Here is a 16,791-nt window from a genome sequence, read left to right on the forward strand (position 1 = left end):
CATTCGTGACGTCGGGTCAGATCGCGCCAACCTGCCCCGCCGCGCGCGACCACACGACCGGAAACAGCGGGTGATCGAGCGGCGCGCCGTCGGCCAGCTGTTCCGCGAGCCCGGGAAAATCGGGCGACGTTTTCCAGCGGCGCGGCGCGTGACGGACATCGTCGCCGACGAAGCGGATCGAGAACGCGCGCCGGCGGTTCCGCGTGCCGCCCGACGCATGCAGCGTCAGCATCCGGAAGCACACCATGTCGCCGGGTTCGAGCGCCCAGCGGCGGATCGGGAAGGCCGCACGGTCGGCTTCGATGTCGGGCAGATCGGCGAGGCTGCCTTCCGGGAACCACTTCGCCTCCTTGTCCATGAACGTGCGCGGCATCAGCCACGGCCCGCGATGCGAGCCGGCGACGAATTCCAGCGTCGATTCGAGCGGCACCGGGTCGACCGGAATCCACATGCTGACGTTGTCGTCGCCTTCGATGTTGTAGTACGGCTGGTCCTGGTGCCACGGCGTGCGCTGCCGCGTGCCGGGCTCCTTCACGAGCAGATGGTCGTGATGCAGCCGCACGTTGTCCGTGCCCATCAGCGCGGCGGCGACCGACGGCGCCGGCGAGCGCACGATGAAGTCGCGATACGCGTCGTTGTGCTGCCAGTTGCAGAAATCCTCGAAGAACCAGCCCGGATCGTCGGGCCGGCTCGCGACTTTCGCGCGTTCGCTCGGCTGCGCGAGGTTCGCGTCGATGCCGGCCCGCAACGCGGCCACTTCGTCGGGCGAAAAGATGCCCTTGATGCAAACCGCGCCTTCGTCGCGGAACGCGGCGATCAGTTCGGGCGTCACGGCTTGCGCGACGCGCTCCTGGATATTCGTCATGGTGTACCTGTCGATCGAATGGGTCACGGGGGTCACGGCGCCGAAGTCAGTTGCTGCTTCGCGCCGTAGATGTCGAAGTCGAAGTATTTCGCGGCGATCTTCTGGTACGTGCCGTTCGCACGAATCGCGGCGATCGCGTCGTTCAGCCGCTTCTTCATGTCGGCGTCGCCCTTGCGTATGCCCATCGCGACGCCGTAGCCGGTGATCCGCACGTCGGTCACGTCCGGGCCCGCGAACGCGTAGCCCTTGCCGCGCGGCGTCTTCAGGAACGAATAGCCGGCCTGTGTCTTGTCCTGGAAGGTCGCGTCGAGGCGGCCGTTGACGAGATCCTGATACACCTGGTCCTGATTCTGGTACGAGACGATCGTCACGCCCTTGGTCGCCCATTCGGCCTTCGCGTACGCCTCCTGCGTCGTGCCCTGGTCGATCCCGACGCGCTTGCCGGCGAGCGACGCGGCGGTCGGCAGCAGCTTCGAGCCGGCCGGCGCGACGAGCGCGCCCGGCGACGCATACAGCTTGTTCGAGAAGTCGATCTGCTTGAGCCGCTCGTCGGTGGCCGTCATCGCGGACATGATCACGTCGAACTTGCGCGCGCGCAGCGCCGGGATCATCCCGTCGAAGCCCTGCTCGACCCACACGCACTTCGCATGCAGTTGCTCGCAGATCGCATTGCGCAAGTCGATGTCGAAGCCGGCGAGCGAGCCGTCGGGCTGCTTCGCCTCGAACGGCGGATACGTGGGATCGATACCCCAGCGGATCGTCGACGTGTCCTGCGCGAACGATGCGAGCGGCGCGAACGCCAGCGCGGTAACGAGGAACTTGGCGGTACGGTTCATGGCGTGTCCTTGAAAGTCTCGACGCGGCGGGCGGAGCCGGCGTCCGGTGAAGGCGCCGCGACGGCATGCCGGTACGAGGCGCGAAAGATGGGGACTTCGATGAAACTGCGATGCAGTCTAGACCGCTAGATTTTCGAGCGCAAGCGGAAGGAAGCGGAGACGGGATGGACCGAGGTCAAGCGGACGCGGAAAGACCGGGCGACGCTTTATTTATGGCTGATTTACGGGATTGGCGGGTGTTTACCCTGTGTGTCGCACGTCCCCCATAGCGGGCGCTTGTCCGAATATCCACCGCGCACCCGATGTCTGGACATGCGATCAGAGCGGAGCCTCAACGAGGAGACCTCAGCGGAATCGACGAGGCAGCCTATACCGCATCGAAAACGACCTCAGAGGCAGTCGTAACCAACTCGCCCCTCCCGCCCCCACCCGATCTGCGCCGCCCGTGGCGTCGCGAAATCCCGCGCCGGGTCCGGCGAAACCGCGATTGCCTGCGATGTGCGGCCATGTTAAAAGTCGTCGCACGCATTTGAAAACGAAATGCTCGAATCCACAGAAGTACAAAAATGAATAGACCCCTGTTCGACATCGACCTGCTGCGCGCGCTGGTGATGGTCGCCGACTGCGGCAGTTTCACGACGGCTTCCGCGCGCCTGCATTCGACGCAGTCGACGGTCAGCCAGAAGGTGCGCCGGCTCGAGGAAATCGCCGGCCACCGCCTGCTCGACCGCGGCACGCGCGACGTGCGGCCGACCGACGCGGGCGTGACGGTGCTCAGCTATGCGCGGCGCATGCTCGCGCTGAACGACGAGATGCTGGAGGCGCTGTCGGGCGCGACGGTCGCGCTGACGATCCGGCTCGGCGTACCCGACGATTTCGCGGCGGGCCGCACGACCCATGCGCTCGCGGCGTTCAAGCGCGAGCATCCGCAGGTGAAGCTCGAAGTGACGTGCGGGCTGAGCCGCGACATCAGCGCCGCGTACGATCGCGGCGAACTCGATCTCGTATTGATCAAGCAGCGGCGCGACAGCCGCGAGGCGGTCGTGCGCTGGCCCGAGAAGTTGCGCTGGATCGACAGCGCGAAGCATCCGTCGATCGATCTCGACCCGGTGCCGATCGTCGTGTTCCCGCCGCGCGGGCTGTACCGCGACGACATGATCAAGGCGATCGAGGAGCGCGGCCGCCGCTGGCGGATCAGCTTCACGACGTCGAGCCTGAGCGGGATCCAGGCGGCCGTCGCGGACGGCCTCGGCATCAGCGTGCTGCCCGCGCGCGTGGTGACGGACGAGCATGTGGTGCTGACCGCGAAGCAGGGCTTCGCGCCGATCGAGCACATGGACATCGCGATCCTGCACCGGCCGACGGCCGACCCGATGGTCGGCGCGCTGACGAAGACGCTCGCGGCGATGCTGGAACTCGAAGGGCGGTAAGCGAAATGCGCCCGATCCGGGCGCACGGCCCCGCGTCAGAACATCGTGTTGCCGTTCGCCGCCTGCTCGGGCACCGGCTGGTTGACGTCCCAGTGTTCGACGATCTTGCCGTGCTCGAGCCGGAAGATGTCCATGATCGCGCTGCCGCGCGTGCCGGGTTCGCGCACCGCGTGCACGTGCAGGATCACGTAGTCGCCGTCGACGAACGCGCGTTTGATCTCGCTGTGCGACTGCGGATATTTGTCGCGCAGAAACGCGACGAACTGGCGAAAACCGTCGCGCCCGTCGGCCGCGTTCGGGTTGTGCTGCACGTAGCGATCGCCGACATACGCGAGCGCGGCGTCCGCATCCTTCTCGTTCAAGCCTTTCTCGTAGAACGCCAGCACCGTGCGGCGATTGGCCTCCTGCTGCGCGTCGCTCGCGCCGGCTGCCACGGCATGCGCGGCCGTCACCGCGAACATCGCCGCCGCGATCCATCGTGTCTCCCGTACTGCTGCCATGCGTCGCATCTCGATCTCCCGGTCGAATCGTTGAAGGCCCGATCATACCGAGGACACCGACCACGCACGCCCGGACGCGTTGACGCACCCGAGCGCGCCACCTGCTCTCAGACCAGCGCGCCGTTGCGCGCGACGATCTTCCCGGACGACACGACGAGACGCCGCACCGGCCGCGCGACGACGGCCTCGGCGAAGGTCAGCGCATCGACGAGCACGACGTCCGCGCGGCAGCCCGGCTGCAGCCCGTAATCCGCGAAGCCGCAGCCGCGCGCCGCGCCGTGCGTCACGCAGTCGAGCGCGACTTCGAGCGCATCGTCGCGGCGGAAATCGTTGCGCATGCCGATCAGCATCGCGCGCTCGAGCATGTCGGGCGAGCCGTACGGCGTCCACGTATCGCGCACGCCGTCGTTGCCGCCGATCACGGTCACGCCCGCCGCACGGCACGCGGCCACCGGCGGCACCGGCACCGAGGCCGGCGCGGTCGTGACGATCGCGACGCCGAGCTCGGCCATCCGCGCGAGCAGCGCATCGCGCTCGCGTTCGGCGATATCGCCCAGGCAGAAACCATGGCTGATCGTGACCTTTCCCTGCATGCCGTGAGCCGCCGTGCGCTGCAGGATCAGGTCGAGCGAGTACGCGCCCATCGACCCGCGCTCGTGCAGATGGATGTCGAGCCCGCGGCCGTGGCGCGCGGCGATCGCGAACAGCATGTCCACCGCCTCGACCGGATCGCCTTCGATCGCACACGGATCGAGCCCGCCGAGCAGGTCGGCGCCGGCGTCGAGCGCGTCGGACAACAGCGCATCGGTGCCCGGCCGCTTGAGGACACCCGATTGCGGAAACGCGACGATCTGGATCTCGACCTGCCCGCGCAGCGTCTCGCGCGTGGCCAGCACGCCGTTCAGGTGGCGCAGCCCGGCCTGGGTATCGACGTCGACGTGGGTACGGATGCGCGTCGTGCCGGCCGCGAGGAATGCGCGCGCCAGCGCGAGCGATGCGGCGCCCGCGTCATGGCCGCTCGTCGCGCGATAGTGGCGCTCGTTCTCGATGCGGTCGACGAGGCGCGGCCCGACCTGGTTGCGATACCACGGCATCCCCCAGTGGGTCTTGTCGAGGTGCGTATGGCCTTCGACGAGGCCGGGCAGCGCCAACGCGCCCGCGCCGTCCTCGATCGCGCAGCCGGCGGACGCATCGAGCGACGGGCCGACGCGCGCGATGCGATCGCCTTCGATCAGGATATCGAGCGCGGCGTCGGCGTTCGTGCGGACATTGCGGATCAGCAGGTTCGTCATGTCGGGTCCGGTCGGGTCGATCGGTGCAAGCCGGGCACGGCGCGCGCCGTGCCGCCGCTCGGGTGGGTCAGCGCGTAAAGCGCAACGACGGGGCGAACGGGGCGCCCGTATCGCTTTCGCCGCGGCGGAATACCCAGCGTTCGGCCGGCACGCCCGCGACGGCCGCCGCCGCATTCGGCGCGCGCACCGCGACGAAGCTCGCGTCGCAGCCGACCGCGATTCCGTAGTTCTCCTTGCCGATGGCGCGCGCGCCGGCGTGCGTCGCCATGTCGAGTGCGATGCCGAGCGCTTCGTCGGTGTAGAAGCCCGACCGGTAGCCGACCATCATCGCGCGCTGCAACATGTCGCCGTTGCCGTACGGCCACCACGCGTCGCGGATGTTGTCGTTGCCCGCGAACACGTGCACGCCCGCGTCGCGCAGCCGTTGCACCGGCGGGAACGCGCAGTCGCCCGGCGCATTCGTCAGGATCGATACGCCGGCTTCGGCCAACACCGCAGCCGTACGCCGCACGTCGTCATCGCTCACCTGGCCGAGCGCATACGCATGGCTCACGTTCACGCGCCCGCCGAGCCCGGCCGCGCGCGTGCGCGCCGCGATCCGCAGCAGTTGCGCAATCCCGGTTTCCCCCGGCTCGTGCAGGTGGATGTCGATTTTCGCGCCGCGCTTCTCGGCGATGCCGAACACGATGTCGAGCTGGCCATCCGCATCGCCGTCGAGCGTCGTCGGGTCGATCCCGCCGACCACGTCCGCGCCGTCGCGCACGGCGGCATCGAGTAGCTCGGCGGTGCCCGGGCACGCGATCACGCCGGCCTGCGGAAACGCGACCAGTTCGATGTCGACGATCCCGCGCCATCGTTCGCGCGCGGCCATCACCGCGTGCAGGTTCGACAGGCCCGTCGTCGCATCGACGTCGACGTGGCTGCGCATCGCGATCGTGCCGAACGCGGCGGCCTGCGCAATCAGCGCGTTCGCACGCTCGACGATCGGCGGCGCGGCCGCGAGCTGGCGCTTCTCGGCCGCAAGCCGCTCGCGCAGCGAGCCGGCCGGTTCGTGCGGCACCCAGCGATCGCCGACGAAGCTCTTGTCGAGATGGATATGGCCGTCGACGAAACCGGGCAGCACGACGCGGCCGTCGAGGTCGATCGTCTGCGCGCCGGGCGCGGCTGCGCAATCGGCGCCGATCGCGGCGAAGCGGCCGTCGCGGACGACGAGGTTGACGGGTTGGCCGCCGGCGTCGACGGCGTTGATGAAGAATCGTTCGGTCATGGCCTGGAATATGGGGGGCGCGGCGCGACCTTTGGCAGGAATCCGGCCACGATATCGGACGCCGCTGCCCAAGGCCAATTAAATGTCGCGATGCCGCGCATTCGATTTCGCGATGTGCGGCGCACAGGCGCGCCGGACCGGACGCGACGGCGGGCACGATCGACGTGGAAAGGGCCGACCCGGTCGGCGGCCGCGCATCGCCCGCATCGCCCGCATCGCCCGAATCACCCGAATCATCCGCACGCGAGCGCCGGGAGGAAGCCGCGTCGCCGCGTTGCCGGGCGGGGCTTCGACGCCCCGCCCGATCGGCGATTTACGCGGCAACAGACTTTACACGTTGTTACCCGGCCGCACCGGACGCGCATTCGCCCATTCCTTATACTCACGCCGAGTTCGCCACCCGTGTCGGGAATCCATCGGCGGACACGTTGCCGATGCAGGAAACACATGATGCGCATGCCTTCCACGAAGACCGTTCTGTTCGCCTCGCTCGTCGCCGTGGCGGCGCTTCCGCTCACCGCGTGCGTAGCGCCGGGCTACTACGGCGCGCAGCCGGGCTATCCGCAGCAGCAATACGCGACGCCCGGCTATGCGCAGCCCGCGTATTCGCAACCGGGCTACGTGCAGCAGCAGCCGGCGTATCCGAACCAGGCGCCGCAACCGTACGATCAATACGGCAACCCGTCGCAGTACGGCTCGCAGCCGTATGACTCGTATGGCAATCGGCAACAGCAATACGCGAACCCGTACGGCACGCAATACGGCACCGTCGCGAACATCCAGCCGGTCAACGGCTCGGTCGGCCCGTCGGGTGTCGCCAGCACCGTCGTCGGTGCGCTGGTCGGCGGCCTGGTGGGCAACCAGTTCGGCCGCGGTCATGGCCGCGATGCGGCAACGGTGATCGGCGCGCTCGGCGGTGCGGTGGCGGGCAACCAGATCGGCCAGCAGATGGGCGCCGCGCAAGGCCCGAGCAGCTACCGGATCGACGTGCAGGTCAGCGACGGCTCGATGCGCTCGTTCGACGTGCAGTCGCCGGGCAACCTGCGTCCGGGCGACCGCGTGCAGATCAACGGCAATCAGCTGTCGCGCTATTGATGCCAGCGGCGTGCGCGTGAGCCGATCTCGCGCATGCCGAGCATTCGACGTCGGGTGCAGGTTCGGCGCAACGGCACACGCGCCCGGCGTCCCTCGTCGACGGCGGCACGACCCGCCGTCATCACCGTCTTCCCGGTTCACGTTCGTGCCCGCAGCGGGCATCGCGTCGCGACATCCGGATTCCCGTTAGGATAAGGACGATGCATCCCGCGACCGCCGCAGCGGCGCGCGGGCAAGCACGCCCCTCAACCGGAACGCCCCCGATGACGATCACGATCCGCCTGCTCGACGCGGCCGACGCCGCCTGTTTCCGTGCCGTCCGCCTGCGTGCGGTCGACACCGCGCCCACATCCTTCCTGCCGACGCTCGACGAAGAATCGCAGGTGCCGGTCGACGAATTCGCGAAGCGCCTCACGCCGACGCAGGTACAGGCCGTGTTCGGTGCGTTCGACGGCGAGACGCTCGTCGGCATCACCGGCGTGCGCCGCGATGCGCGCACGAAGATCGCGCACAAGGCGACGATCTGGGGTGTCTACGTCGACGCCGCATATCGCGGGCAACGCATCGCGCAGGCGCTGCTCGACAGCGCGACCGCGCATGCGGCGAACGCGTGGGGTTGCAGCCAACTGATGCTGTGCGTAAACGAGGTCAACCACACCGCGGAGCGGCTGTATGCATCGCAGGGGTTCGTGCGGTTCGGCACGGAGCCGCGCTCGATGTGCGTCGACGGCCGCTTCTACGACGAGCACTACATGATCAAGACGCTGGCATGACACATCGGCGTTCGCGTGCAGGCGCCGACCGGTTGCACGCGAACGCGGCGACGTGACGTCATCTCACCGCGTGTCGGTGATCGTCGCGTTGACGATCTGCCCGGCGATCGTCACGTTCGTCAGCGTCATCGCGCTCACGTTGAACGCATAGATCGGCCCCGGCGACGTGACCGTCGGCGTGCCCGACGCCACCGGCGTGCCGAAGTCGCAATTGGCGATCGTCACGCCGGAGATCGGCTGCACCGCAGGCGTGGGCGGCGTGCCGTTGTAGTCGAACGCGACCGGCCCCTGCGCGACGATCGCCTGGAAGCACGACGCGCTCACGCCGTTCAGCGTCACGTTGTTCGCCTTCACGTCGGCGATCGTCACGTTCTGCACGACCGGCGCGCGCGTGCGCACCGCGTCGTTCGCCGGCTGATAGTCGCAGTCGAACGTGACGATGCCGCCCTGCGCCGCGGACGGATTGCCGGCCGACGGCGTGACGACGCCGAGCGGGACGCTCGCGTTGACCGGGCTGCCCGCGAGCAGCGCACTGCCGTAGCCGCCGCCCTTCAGCGTCACGCCGTTCGGCAGCGTGACGCCCTTCACGTGGAAATCCTTCACGTAACCGCCGCGATTCATGTTGGTCTTCACGCGAATCGCGATGTTCAGCGGGTTGGTCTGCCAGTTCGCGTTCAGCATCGACAGGTTCGTCGCATAGATCTGCTCGACGCCGCCGCCCATCTCGCTGCCGAGCGTGATCCCGCCGTGCCCGCTGTTCATCGTGCAGTTGCGGATCAGGTGCCGCTTCGCGGGCCCGTATTCGGTGTCGCGGTCCTTGCCCGACTTGATCGCGATGCAGTCGTCGCCGGTGTTGAACGTGCAGTCCTCGCACAGCACGTCGGTGCACGCGTCCGGATCGAAGCCGTCGTTGTTCGGGCCGATGCTGTTGGTCGTCACGCCGCGAATCACGACGTTGCGGCTCGCGGTCGGATGGTGCTGCCAGAACGGCGTGTTCTGGGTCTGGTAGTTCGCCATCAGCACGTTCGTGCAGCCGATGAATTCGACCATGCATGGCCGCAGGTAATGACCGAGGCCGAAGATGCGTTTCTCCACCGGCACGCCGGCCTCGGACAGCGCGGGCAGGTAGTTCTGGTCCTGCTGCCACGGCGTGACGGGCGACGTCAGCAGCGCATAGAGCGCGTCGGGAATCGCGGGCGCGACGATCCGCAGGTCGACGTTGTTCGGGTTCGCGTAGTTCTGGGCCGGCACCGTCGCGCCTGCGCCGTACGCGCCCGACGAGCCCTTGTAGGTCCACCAGCACACGCTGTTCGCGCCGCTGCCGGAGAACGGCGTCATCGCCTGCCCGTTGAGCACCGACGTCGGGCCTTCGCCGGTCAGCGCGATGTTCGTCGCGTGGCGCGCGTAGACGGGCGCACCGAAGTTCAGGCAATCGTTCGCCTGCCAGCGGCTGTAGTACAGCCGGCCGTTCGCGCCGCAATCGACCGGGCCGTCCTTCGCGTAATCGGCCGGGTTCGGGCTGAAGTAGATCGTGCAGTTCGCGCTCAGATGGAACGTGACGTTGCTCTGCAGCACGATCGGCCCCGCGCAGTACCAGGTGCCGGACGGCACGACGACCCGGCCGCCACCTTCCCGCCGGCATGCGTCGATCGCCGCGAGAAACGCCGGGCGCGCATCGAATGCGCCGGGCGCGACCGTCAGCTCGGAGCCGGGGCTGACCGGCGATTTCGCTGCCGGGTACGGCGACGTCTGCGCGACCGTCGCGCACCGTCGCGCGCCGTACTGCGTCACGTCGAAGTCGCGCCCGCGCCGCGCGAGCCGCGACACGTGCGCGAGCGATGCGGCGATGCGCTCCGCCGCGCCGTGCTCGCCCCACACGAGATCGACCGCCGACGCATCGGGCGTCGCGCCCTTCGCCAGCACCCGGCCGGCCGCGAACGGACCGCCGAGCATCGCGCCGCCGGCGAGCGCGCCGGTCCAGCCGATGAAAGCGCGGCGCGATACCCGTTTCGATGCGGGCGATCGGGCGGACGAAGACGGACGGCGGCGATGGGCGGCCATGGGCACTCCTTCGGGGTAGAGAGCATCGATGCGCCGGTCGGCGGATCGCGATTTATACGTCGTCGTACTACGTGATGGAGTCTAGACGCGATTGGGACGACGTATGTATTTGTCGTTTACCCTGTTATTTATGGGGTTATATATCGAATGTGTGCGCACACTCACATCGACAGATGAGGCTCCAGAGATATGTTGTCGTATGTTTATGCGCAAAAACTTCCACTCAATCCTCTCCGGCCACCACTCTCCAACGGTACGGTTCCTGCCCGCCCGCCGCCACCCCGCCTCGGTAATTCCGCCTCTGGTCAGCCCCGCGCCACCCGCGCTATCGTTTGTCCATTCCCACAGTCGAGGAGCCGCCTTTGCCTACCCGCCACGGAGTCGACCTCATCCGCGCCCGCGCGCTGTTCGATCGCGAGCGCCACGCGTTCGCCGAAGCCATGCCGGTTTCCCGCGCGCTGTCCGCGGAAGCGTCCGAGCACTTGCTGTTCGGCGTGCCGTTGCACTGGATGCAGGACTGGTCGACCCCGTTCTCGCTCTACGTGAAGGAGGCCCGCGGCGCGACCTTCACCGACGTCGACGGTCATCGCTACGTCGATTTCTGCCTCGGCGATACGGGCGCGATGTTCGGCCATGCGCCCGAACCCGTCGCCCGCGCGCTCGCCGAGCAGGCCACGCGCGGCTACACGACGATGCTGCCGAGCGAGGACGCCGCCTGGGTGTCGCGCGAACTCGCGCGCCGCTTCCATCTGCCGGTCTGGCAATTCGCTTTGAGCGCGAGCGACGCGAACCGCTTCGTGCTGCGCTGGGCGCGCGCGGCCACCGGCCGCAACACGATCGTCGTGTTCAACGGCTGCTATCACGGCACGGTCGACGACGTGTTCGTCGATCTCGTCGACGGCCGCCCGGTACAGCGCGACAGCCTGCTCGGACAGTCGTACGACCTGCTCGCGAACACGCGTGTCGTCGAATTCAACGATCTCGACGCGCTCGAAGCGGCGCTGCAGGACGGCGATGTCGCATGCGTGCTCGCCGAGCCCGCGATGACGAACATCGGCATGGTGCTGCCCGACCCGGGCTTCTGGGAGGCCGCACGCGCACTGACGCGCCGCCACGGCACGCTGCTGGTGATCGACGAGACGCACACGATCAGCAGCGGCCCCGGCGGCTACGCGGTCGCGCACGGTCTCGAACCGGACATGCTGGTGGTCGGCAAGCCGATCGCGGGCGGCGTGCCGTGCGCGGTGTACGGGTTCAGCGCCGAATTCGCGGAACGCGCGAAGCAGGCGAAGCTGAACGCGCCGCCCGGCCATTCGGGAATCGGCACGACGCTCACCGCGAACATGCTCGCGATGCATGCGATGCGCGCGACGCTCGCCGAAGTCGCAACCGACGCCGCCTATGCGCACATGTTCGCGCTCGCCGCGCGGCTCGCGACGGGCCTCGAACATGCGATCGCGAAACACGGGCTGCCGTGGTGCGTGACGCGCATCGGCGCGCGCACCGAGTTTCAGTTCGCGCCCGTACCGCCGCGCAACGGCACGCTGGCCGGCGCGCAGCTCGACAGCGAACTCGAGCACATCGTGCACCTGTACCTGCTGAATCGCGGCGTGCTGATCACGCCGTTCCACAACATGATGCTCGTGTGCCCGCAAACGACCGCCGACGATGTCGACCGGCTCGTCGCGCAGTTCGATGCGTGTCTGGGCGAACTGGTGTAACGCGCTGACGCAAGGCCCGGTACTCGCGCGAGCGCGTACCGGGCCCTCCCGCCCGCTACGCGGCCCGCAACGCGCGCCGCGCCACTTCCGCGAAATACCGCGCGCCGACCGGCAGAATCTCGTCGTTGAAATCGTACGTCGCGTTGTGCAGCGGCACGCCGCCCAGCCCGGCCGCTTCGCCGTTGCCGATGAACATGAAATTGCCCGGCACCGCCTGCAGGAACGCGCCGAAATCCTCCGAGATCATCATCGGCTGCACGTCGGCGTTCACCGCGTCGGCGCCCGCGACCTGCGCGGCGGCCTGCACGGCCGTCTCGACCCATTCCGGTGAATTCACCGTCGGCGCGAACTCGTGCGTGTACTCGAACGTGCAGGTCGCGCCGTGCGTGCGGCAGATCCCTTCGCTGATCTCGCGCATCCGCGTGGCCAGCAACGTCTGCACGTCGCGCGAATAGCTGCGCGTGTCGCCCTTGATCGTCACGGTCGACGGCAACACGTTGCGCAGCCCGTCGGTGATGAATTCCGTGCACGAAACCACCGCCTGCCGGCCCGGGTCGAGATTGCGCGACACGATCGTCTGCAGCGCGAGCACGATCTGCGCGCCGATCACGATCGGATCGATGCCCATGTGCGGCCGCGCCGCGTGCGTACCGCGCCCGTCGATCCGGATCACGAAATTGTCTTCGCTCGCCATGATGCCGCCCGCACGCGTCGAGAACGTGCCCGCGCGCATGCCCGGCATGTTGTGCGCGCCGAAGATCGCGTCGACCGGAAAGCGCTCGAACAGCCCGTCGGCCATCATCGCCTTCGCGCCGCGGCCGTGCTCTTCCGCCGGCTGGAAAATGAAGCGCACCGTGCCGTCGAAATCCTTGCGTTCGGCCAGCAGCTGCGCGGCGCCGAGCACCATCGACATGTGGCCGTCGTGCCCGCACGCATGCATCTTGCCCGGCGTGCGCGACACGTGTTCGCGGCCCGGCGCGTGCTCGGCGATGTTCAGCGCATCCATGTCCGCGCGAATGCCGATCGCGCGCGTGCCCGTGCCGGCCGTCAGGTTCGCGACGAGCCCGGTGCCGCCGATGCCGCGATGCACGTCGAGCCCGAGCGTGGTCAGGATGCGCGCGACGTAGTCCGATGTGTTCACCTCTTCGAAACCCGTCTCCGGATACCGGTGCAGATGGCGGCGCCAGGTCTTCAGTTGCGCTTGCAGCGTGCTTGCTTCGATTGCGTCGGTTTCGTCCATCGCGTTCGCCTCGTCGGTCGTCATGTCGTTCAGGCTGCCACCGCCACGCGGCCGAGCCACTCGCGCTGACGCGCGAGCACCGCGTCGGCCGTCTCGCCGACGCACTTCCGGTACACGGACGGCGCGGTCGCCCCTTCCGTGTTGATCGCCAGCACCCGCGCATGCGCATCGAGCCCGACCTGCCGCGCGAGCGCCGGGTCGCGCATCAGCACGTCCAGCCCGGCCACGCCGGCCGCGCCCGATTCGCCGGCGACGAGCGGCACGTCGCGTTCGCTGCCGGCCGCGAGGCTGCGCATCGCCTGCACCGCGTCTTCGTCGTCGATCAGCATGAAATGATCGATGCACATCTCGAGGAAATCCCACGCGAGCGGCGACGCCTCGCCGCACGCAAGCCCCGCCATCACCGAATCGACGCTGCCGGTGGCCTTCGTCGCGCGCCCGGCCAGCGCGCTCTGGTACAGACAATCGGCCTGGCGCGGCTCGACGACGACGAAGCGCGGCCGCTGCACGCCGTCGCGCTCCCACAGGTAGCTCGCGACGCCCGCGGCGAGGCCGCCCACGCCGCCCTGCAGGAACACGTGCGTGAACGGTCGCCCGTCGTCCGCGGCCGCCTGCGCGGCCGCTTCGGCGGCGATCACGCCGTAGCCCTGCATCACGTCGCGCGGAATCGCTTCGTAGCCGTCGTACGACGTATCCGACACGACGTACCAGCCGTTCGCCTGCGCGAGCTGCGCCGCGCAGACGACCGATTCGTCGTAGTTCCCCGCGATGCGCACGATCCGCGCGCCGTACGCCGCGATCGCGCGTTCGCGCTCGGCGTCGACGTTCGCGTGCAGCACGATCACGCACCCGCAGCCGATCGCGCGCGCGGCGGCGGCCAGCGCACGGCCGTGATTGCCGTCGGTCGCGCTGATCACCGTCAGATCGGCCAGAGTCGACGCATAGCGGCCGGTGACGAGCCCCCGCGGATCGAATTCTTGCGTGCGCCGCAGCCGCTTCACGAGCCGCACCAGCGCGATCGGCGCGCCAAGCGCCTTGAAGCTGCCGAGCGACGAGCGGCACGACTCGTCCTTCACGCTGACGCTCGCGACGCCGAGCCGCGCGGCGAGATCGGGCAGCGCGCGCAGCGGCGTGCGCGTGTGGCCGACGAGCGGCCAGTGCGACAGCCACGCGCCGCTTTCGTCGGCCGACGCGATGTTCATCACGCGGCGCAGCGCGTTGGGATAGGGTGTGCGCGATGCGCGCGGGTTGGCGATCAGCATGGCAAAGGGCTCCGGAGCGGGACCGCTGACGGTCCGTCGGGTGAGTCGGATCAGGCAGACGCAGGCTGCGCTCGCCATCGGTTGGAAAAATAATATTGCGTACACTGGCGAATGAAATCGCCAAATCGACGTCTCACACGCAAAAATTTCTCATTCTTTCGAGGCTCGACACACCATCATGACGCCCCCTCTCGATGCGTTCGATCGCAAGCTGTTGATGGAAGTCCAGCGCGACGCGCAGACGCCGCAGGCCGAGCTCGGCGCGCGCGTCAATCTGTCGACCGCCGCCGTGAACCGGCGGCTGCGCCGCCTCGCGGAAGACGGCGTAATCGAGCGCTATACGGCCGTCGTCGCGCCGGACAAGGTCGATCATCCGCTGACGATCGTCGTGAACGTCGAGGTCGAAAGCGAGCAGATCGACCAGCTCGACGCGATGAAGCGCGCGTTCGAGCGCTGCCCGCAGATTCAGCAGTGCTATTACGTGACGGGGGAATGGGATTTCGTGCTGATCCTCGCGGTGCGCAACATGGATCAGTACAACGCGCTCACGCGCGAGCTGTTCTTCGCGAACAACAACGTGAAGCGGTTCAAGACGCTGGTGAGCATGAGCCGCGTGAAGGTCGGCCTCGACGTGCCGGTCGATGCCGGCGAGTGAACGCTGCGGTGAAACGGCCGGCGCACGACTGCCTGCGCCGGCCGCTTCCCATCGACGGCTACGTCAGCGACAACTGAAGCTCGCCGCCGAATTCAGGTCGCCCGAGCCGTTGTAGCGCGCGATCTGCGGATACGGGCACAGCGGCCGCGTGCGCCCCGCGCCCCACGATGCGGGCACGTCCGCGTTCGGCACCGCGTTCGTCGTGTCGCGCGCGGCAGCAACGATCGCCGTCGGCGCCTGCCCCTGTTCGACCCACTCGACGAGCGGCGTCAGCATGTCGAACTGGTCGGCGGCCGGCCCGCCCGAGCAGTGGTTCATCCCCGGCACCGGATAGAAGCGTGCAAAGCTCGACGCGTCGCCGCCGTTCGCCTGCGCGACCTGCGCGTACCAGTCGCGCGTGTCGTTGAACGAAAACACCGGGTCGCCCGTGCCGTGATAGACGAGCAGCTTCGCGCCGCGTGTCTTCAGCGCGGACAGGTTCGTCTCGTCGGGCGGCGTCATGAACGACCACGCCGATTGCGTGTACACGCCGCTCGTCGCGAAGATCGCCGGCGCGTCGTTGTCCATGTCGAAGCCGAGCGCGAAACCGGGCAGGTTCGCGAGCGCCGCGGCGGTTTTCGGCGGCGTCATGAACGTGAACGCCATCGCGGCCGGATCGAGCGTGATCGACGCCGATTGCTTCCACGACGCCCAGCCGCCGGCAGCCACGCCCGGATCGTACGGAAAGCTCGCGTACAGCGCCGTGCCCGCGCCGTTGCGCGCACCGGCGAACACGTTCTCCAGCGCGGTTTTCTGCGCAGGCGTCAGGCAGGCGCCGGTGCGCGTGCCGTTCGCGCAGGTCGGGATATCGGTATCGATGCTGAAGTGCGCCTGGCACGCGGCGACGTCCTGCACCATCCCGTCGGCCGCGCCGTCGAGCGCATCGCATTTGTCGAGGATCCTCGCGCCGACGAACTGGCGTTCCGCATCGTTGAAACCGCTGCGGATATCCGGCAACCCGTTCGATCCGGTGGCCGACGCGATCCTCGCGAACTGCTGCGCGCCGTACATCTCGCCGATCGCCGCCTTCGGCAGATGGAAGCCCGGATCGCCCGCGATGATGCCGTCGTAGTCGGCCGGGTTGCGCACCGCCGTGACCATCGCGTGACGGCCGCCGTTCGAGCAGCCGCCGAAATAGCTGCGATCGGGCGCCTTGCCGTACGCGAGCCGGATCACCTGCTTCGCCATCGGCGTCAGCGCATCGACGGCGCCGTAGCCGTAGTCGATCCGCGCCTGCGGATCGAGGCCGAACAGCGGATTCTGCGCGGCGCTGTGCCCGGAATCCGAGCTGATCACCGCGAAACCCTGGTTCAGCGCGTTGGTCAGCGGCCCGCCGCCGCCGATCTCGCCGGTCGCGGTCACGACGTTACCGTCGAGCCCGCCGTTCGCCTGGTAGAAGAAGCGGCCGTTCCACGCTTTCGGCAAGCGCATCTCGAAGCCGATCGCATAGGTCTTGCCGTCCACCGCGCTCACGCGCTCGTTCATCTTCCCTGCGATCACGCAGTGCTCGGCGACCGGCTTGCCGGCCACCGTCAGCGCGCCGGCCGCCGCGGTCGTCACCGACGTGAACGACGTGTTCGCATACGCGAGCTTCGCGGCGAGCGCGTCGCAGGTCTGCGCCATCGCGGCCGGCGTCGCGGCGCTCAGGTGCGTGGGCGCGGCACCGATCGAATCGTCGCCGCCGCAACCGGCGAGCATGGCGGCGGCGGACAGCGGCGCAATACAGAGGATTGCAGATTTTCTGTTCAAGATAAC

At 68.4% G+C, this 16,791-nt stretch carries 14 protein-coding genes; 5 read left to right on the top strand and 9 right to left on the bottom strand.

Annotated elements, in window-relative coordinates; all coding sequences use genetic code 11:
• Positions 1-16: 16 nt before the first annotated feature.
• Together WS61_RS05245 and WS61_RS05250 are read right to left on the bottom strand one after the other, a co-directional pair.
• Positions 17-865 carry a phytanoyl-CoA dioxygenase family protein gene (locus tag WS61_RS05245; RefSeq protein ID WP_059499553.1) on the bottom strand — a complete coding sequence of 283 codons (849 nt, stop codon included), beginning with the start codon at positions 863-865 and terminating at the stop codon, positions 17-19.
• Between the two features lie 32 nt (positions 866-897).
• Positions 898-1,701, bottom strand: coding sequence for an ABC transporter substrate-binding protein (locus WS61_RS05250; RefSeq protein ID WP_059499554.1), 804 nt, complete (start codon positions 1,699-1,701; stop codon positions 898-900).
• Between the two features lie 566 nt (positions 1,702-2,267).
• Here WS61_RS05250 and WS61_RS05255 point away from each other — a divergent pair.
• Positions 2,268-3,131 carry a LysR family transcriptional regulator gene (locus WS61_RS05255; protein ID WP_034205875.1) on the top strand — a complete coding sequence of 288 codons (864 nt, stop codon included), beginning with the start codon at positions 2,268-2,270 and terminating at the stop codon, positions 3,129-3,131.
• Positions 3,132-3,166: 35 nt separating this feature from the next.
• Here the strand turns inward: WS61_RS05255 and WS61_RS05260 are convergent, their stop codons facing one another.
• The 3 genes from WS61_RS05260 to WS61_RS05270 all read right to left on the bottom strand — a co-directional run bounded on the left by WS61_RS05260 (position 3,167) and on the right by WS61_RS05270 (position 6,190).
• Positions 3,167-3,631, bottom strand: a complete 465-nt coding sequence (locus tag WS61_RS05260) for a nuclear transport factor 2 family protein (RefSeq protein WP_373557110.1) — start codon at positions 3,629-3,631, stop codon at positions 3,167-3,169.
• A 107-nt stretch (positions 3,632-3,738) separates the two neighbouring features.
• Positions 3,739-4,923 (bottom strand): amidohydrolase family protein, encoded by a 1,185-nt coding sequence (locus tag WS61_RS05265; protein ID WP_059499556.1) that lies wholly within the window; start codon positions 4,921-4,923, stop codon positions 3,739-3,741.
• A gap of 67 nt (positions 4,924-4,990) precedes the next feature.
• Positions 4,991-6,190: an amidohydrolase family protein gene (locus WS61_RS05270; RefSeq protein ID WP_059499557.1), complete on the bottom strand. Its 1,200-nt coding sequence runs from the start codon at positions 6,188-6,190 to the stop codon at positions 4,991-4,993.
• Between the two features lie 447 nt (positions 6,191-6,637).
• On the opposite strand from WS61_RS05270, the gene WS61_RS05275 reads away from it, so the two are divergent.
• Positions 6,638-7,285 carry a glycine zipper 2TM domain-containing protein gene (locus WS61_RS05275; RefSeq protein ID WP_059499558.1) on the top strand — a complete coding sequence of 216 codons (648 nt, stop codon included), beginning with the start codon at positions 6,638-6,640 and terminating at the stop codon, positions 7,283-7,285.
• Positions 7,286-7,548: 263 nt separating this feature from the next.
• Positions 7,549-8,058, top strand: coding sequence for a GNAT family N-acetyltransferase (locus tag WS61_RS05280; RefSeq protein ID WP_059499559.1), 510 nt, complete (start codon positions 7,549-7,551; stop codon positions 8,056-8,058).
• A gap of 63 nt (positions 8,059-8,121) precedes the next feature.
• On the opposite strand, the gene WS61_RS05285 is transcribed toward WS61_RS05280, so the two are convergent.
• Entirely contained in the window at positions 8,122-10,119 is a 1,998-nt protein-coding gene (locus tag WS61_RS05285) for a glycoside hydrolase family 28 protein (RefSeq protein WP_059499560.1), read from the bottom strand.
• 362 nt (positions 10,120-10,481) lie between these two features.
• On the opposite strand from WS61_RS05285, the gene WS61_RS05290 reads away from it, so the two are divergent.
• Positions 10,482-11,840: an aspartate aminotransferase family protein gene (locus WS61_RS05290; protein ID WP_059499561.1), complete on the top strand. Its 1,359-nt coding sequence runs from the start codon at positions 10,482-10,484 to the stop codon at positions 11,838-11,840.
• 55 nt (positions 11,841-11,895) lie between these two features.
• Here the strand turns inward: WS61_RS05290 and WS61_RS05295 are convergent, their stop codons facing one another.
• Together WS61_RS05295 and WS61_RS05300 are read right to left on the bottom strand one after the other, a co-directional pair.
• Positions 11,896-13,080, bottom strand: a complete 1,185-nt coding sequence (locus WS61_RS05295; RefSeq protein ID WP_059499630.1) for a M20 aminoacylase family protein — start codon at positions 13,078-13,080, stop codon at positions 11,896-11,898.
• Between the two features lie 29 nt (positions 13,081-13,109).
• Entirely contained in the window at positions 13,110-14,342 is a 1,233-nt protein-coding gene (locus WS61_RS05300; RefSeq protein WP_059499562.1) for a diaminopropionate ammonia-lyase, read from the bottom strand.
• A gap of 178 nt (positions 14,343-14,520) precedes the next feature.
• Between WS61_RS05300 and WS61_RS05305 the strand changes: the two genes are divergently transcribed.
• Positions 14,521-14,997: an Lrp/AsnC family transcriptional regulator gene (locus tag WS61_RS05305; protein ID WP_034203136.1), complete on the top strand. Its 477-nt coding sequence runs from the start codon at positions 14,521-14,523 to the stop codon at positions 14,995-14,997.
• A 63-nt stretch (positions 14,998-15,060) separates the two neighbouring features.
• Here WS61_RS05305 and WS61_RS05310 read toward each other — a convergent pair whose 3' ends face one another.
• Entirely contained in the window at positions 15,061-16,785 is a 1,725-nt protein-coding gene (locus tag WS61_RS05310; RefSeq protein WP_059499563.1) for a tannase/feruloyl esterase family alpha/beta hydrolase, read from the bottom strand.
• Positions 16,786-16,791 lie beyond the last annotated feature (6 nt).

Origin of the sequence: Burkholderia sp. ABCPW 11 (assembly GCF_001523445.1) — a bacterium.
In the GTDB taxonomy this organism is placed as follows: Bacteria; Pseudomonadota; Gammaproteobacteria; order Burkholderiales; family Burkholderiaceae; genus Burkholderia.

Coding starts and splice junctions, on each gene's coding strand:
- WS61_RS05250 (WP_059499554.1), bottom strand. CDS start 1,701: ATGAACCGTACCGCCAAGTTCCTCGTTACCGCGCTGGCGTTCGCGCCG.
- WS61_RS05275 (WP_059499558.1), top strand. CDS start 6,638: ATGATGCGCATGCCTTCCACGAAGACCGTTCTGTTCGCCTCGCTCGTC.
- WS61_RS05305 (WP_034203136.1), top strand. CDS start 14,521: ATGACGCCCCCTCTCGATGCGTTCGATCGCAAGCTGTTGATGGAAGTC.
- WS61_RS05270 (WP_059499557.1), bottom strand. CDS start 6,190: ATGACCGAACGATTCTTCATCAACGCCGTCGACGCCGGCGGCCAACCC.
- WS61_RS05295 (WP_059499630.1), bottom strand. CDS start 13,080: ATGGACGAAACCGACGCAATCGAAGCAAGCACGCTGCAAGCGCAACTG.
- WS61_RS05265 (WP_059499556.1), bottom strand. CDS start 4,923: ATGACGAACCTGCTGATCCGCAATGTCCGCACGAACGCCGACGCCGCG.
- WS61_RS05245 (WP_059499553.1), bottom strand. CDS start 865: ATGACGAATATCCAGGAGCGCGTCGCGCAAGCCGTGACGCCCGAACTG.
- WS61_RS05285 (WP_059499560.1), bottom strand. CDS start 10,119: ATGGCCGCCCATCGCCGCCGTCCGTCTTCGTCCGCCCGATCGCCCGCA.
- WS61_RS05280 (WP_059499559.1), top strand. CDS start 7,549: ATGACGATCACGATCCGCCTGCTCGACGCGGCCGACGCCGCCTGTTTC.
- WS61_RS05260 (WP_373557110.1), bottom strand. CDS start 3,631: ATGGCAGCAGTACGGGAGACACGATGGATCGCGGCGGCGATGTTCGCG.
- WS61_RS05255 (WP_034205875.1), top strand. CDS start 2,268: ATGAATAGACCCCTGTTCGACATCGACCTGCTGCGCGCGCTGGTGATG.
- WS61_RS05300 (WP_059499562.1), bottom strand. CDS start 14,342: ATGCTGATCGCCAACCCGCGCGCATCGCGCACACCCTATCCCAACGCG.